Origin of the sequence: Arthrobacter sp. I3 (assembly GCF_000520575.1) — a bacterium.
GTDB classification, from domain to species: Bacteria; Actinomycetota; Actinomycetes; order Actinomycetales; family Micrococcaceae; genus Arthrobacter; species Arthrobacter humicola_A.
Genome location: NZ_KI914960.1, coordinates 12,471 through 14,664, shown reverse-complemented (window position 1 = coordinate 14,664; position 2,194 = coordinate 12,471). Strand labels below are relative to the sequence as shown.

1 protein-coding gene and 1 pseudogene are annotated in these 2,194 nt (G+C 67.2%); both read left to right on the top strand.

The window, feature by feature from the left end; genetic code table 11:
* Nucleotides 1-1,002, top strand: a pseudogene (locus Y706_RS29455) (ABC transporter substrate-binding protein); the annotation flags it as partial.
* Nucleotides 1,003-1,253: 251 nt separating this feature from the next.
* Nucleotides 1,254-2,099, top strand: coding sequence for a hypothetical protein (locus Y706_RS26670; RefSeq protein ID WP_343213097.1), 846 nt, complete (start codon nt 1,254-1,256; stop codon nt 2,097-2,099).
* The last annotated feature ends 95 nt before the right edge of the window (nt 2,100-2,194 follow it).

Sequence of the window (2,194 nt, the reverse complement as noted above, 5' to 3'; positions counted from 1 at the left end):
GCGGCGGCCGCCAGGGCACCCAAGGCCCCCACAACCGCACCGCAGGAAACGGCCGCGCATTCAACGGCGCCCCAGCCCGTCCAGAACGGCGGCGCGCCCCGCCAGGCCGAACCGGCAGCGCAGCAGCCGGCAACCGCCTCGGCACCAAAAGTTTCCTTGTGGTCCGACGACGACTACACCGGTGACGATCAGCACGGCGGAGAGCACCACGGCGGCGCAGCCGCGGCTGCCGGAGTGGCTGCTGCCGGCTTCGACTCCGCGGATCGGGCTCCGGGCAACTTCCCCGCCTCCGCCCGTGCCGCCGTCGACCAGGATGAAGACGAGTACGAGTACGAAGACGAGGACGAGCCCAACCGGGAGCCGCGTTCCATGCGCTGGCTGGTGGGCGGGCTCCTGGCTGCCGTGCTCGTGGTGGGCCTGATCTTCGCGGTCACCAACCTTGGCAGCCTCTTCAAGAGCAGCCCGCAGACAAACGCCGTAACCTCCGCCTCCTCCAGCGCACCGGAACCGTCCACCGCGCAGCCGTCGTCGACCGCCACCGAGGCGCCGGCGGCCGGACCGCCCGTCATCGAAGACGTGACGCGACTCGGCAACTTCGATTTCGCCGGAAATTACGACTCCGACCTCGTCAAGACCTTTGACGGTAACGGCGCGAGCTTCTGGTCAGACATGGAATTCGCGACGGACGACTGGGGCGGACTCGCCTCCGAAGTTCCGCTCGTGGTCAAGCTGAAGGACCCTTCCAAGGTCTCCTCAGTCACTCTGAGCCAGTTGGGGGCCTCCGGTGGAAACATCAGCGTCTTCACCAATGACAAGCCGACCCTGGACGGTGCAAAGCAGATTGGCAGCAACAGTTTTACGTCACCGGACCTGACCATGCCGCTGTCTGAACCCGTCACGGCGCAGTACGTGATCGTGTCCATCAAGAAGCTTCCGAAGCTGGCCGCACCCAAGACCCGCTATGGGTACGGCCTGCGCCTGGCCGAAATCAAAGTGCAGTAGCGGCCCTGCGCGGCCGCCGTTGCGCTGTAAGGCTGCGGCTGCGCTGTAAGGCCGCGGCTGCGCTCTCAGGCTGCGGTCGTGCGGCGGCGGCCGTGCCCGCCGGCGGGCCGGCACCCAAGGCCCCCACAACCGCACCGCAGGAAACGGCCGCGCATTCAACGGCGCCCCAGCCCGTCCAGAACGGCGGCGCGCCCCGCCAGGCCGAACCGGCAGCGCAGCAGCCGGCAACCGCCTCGGCACCAAAAGTTTCCTTGTGGTCCGACGACGACTACACCGGTGACGATCAGCACGGCGGAGAGCACCACGGCGGCGCAGCCGCGGCTGCCGGAGTGGCTGCTGCCGGCTTCGACTCCGCGGATCGGGCTCCGGGCAACTTCCCCGCCTCCGCCCGTGCCGCCGTCGACCAGGATGAAGACGAGTACGAGTACGAAGACGAGGACGAGCCCAACCGGGAGCCGCGTTCCATGCGCTGGCTGGTGGGCGGGCTCCTGGCTGCCGTGCTCGTGGTGGGCCTGATCTTCGCGGTCACCAACCTTGGCAGCCTCTTCAAGAGCAGCCCGCAGACAAACGCCGTAACCTCCGCCTCCTCCAGCGCACCGGAACCGTCCACCGCGCAGCCGTCGTCGACCGCCACCGAGGCGCCGGCGGCCGGACCGCCCGTCATCGAAGACGTGACGCGACTCGGCAACTTCGATTTCGCCGGAAATTACGACTCCGACCTCGTCAAGACCTTTGACGGTAACGGCGCGAGCTTCTGGTCAGACATGGAATTCGCGACGGACGACTGGGGCGGACTCGCCTCCGAAGTTCCGCTCGTGGTCAAGCTGAAGGACCCTTCCAAGGTCTCCTCAGTCACTCTGAGCCAGTTGGGGGCCTCCGGTGGAAACATCAGCGTCTTCACCAATGACAAGCCGACCCTGGACGGTGCAAAGCAGATTGGCAGCAACAGTTTTACGTCACCGGACCTGACCATGCCGCTGTCTGAACCCGTCACGGCGCAGTACGTGATCGTGTCCATCAAGAAGCTTCCGAAGCTGGCCGCACCCAAGACCCGCTATGGGTACGGCCTGCGCCTGGCCGAAATCAAAGTGCAGTAGCGGCCCTGCGCGGCCGCCGTTGCGCTGTAAGGCTGCGGCTGCGCTGTAAGGCCGCGGCTGCGCTCTCAGGCTGCGGTCGTGCGGCGGCGGCCGTG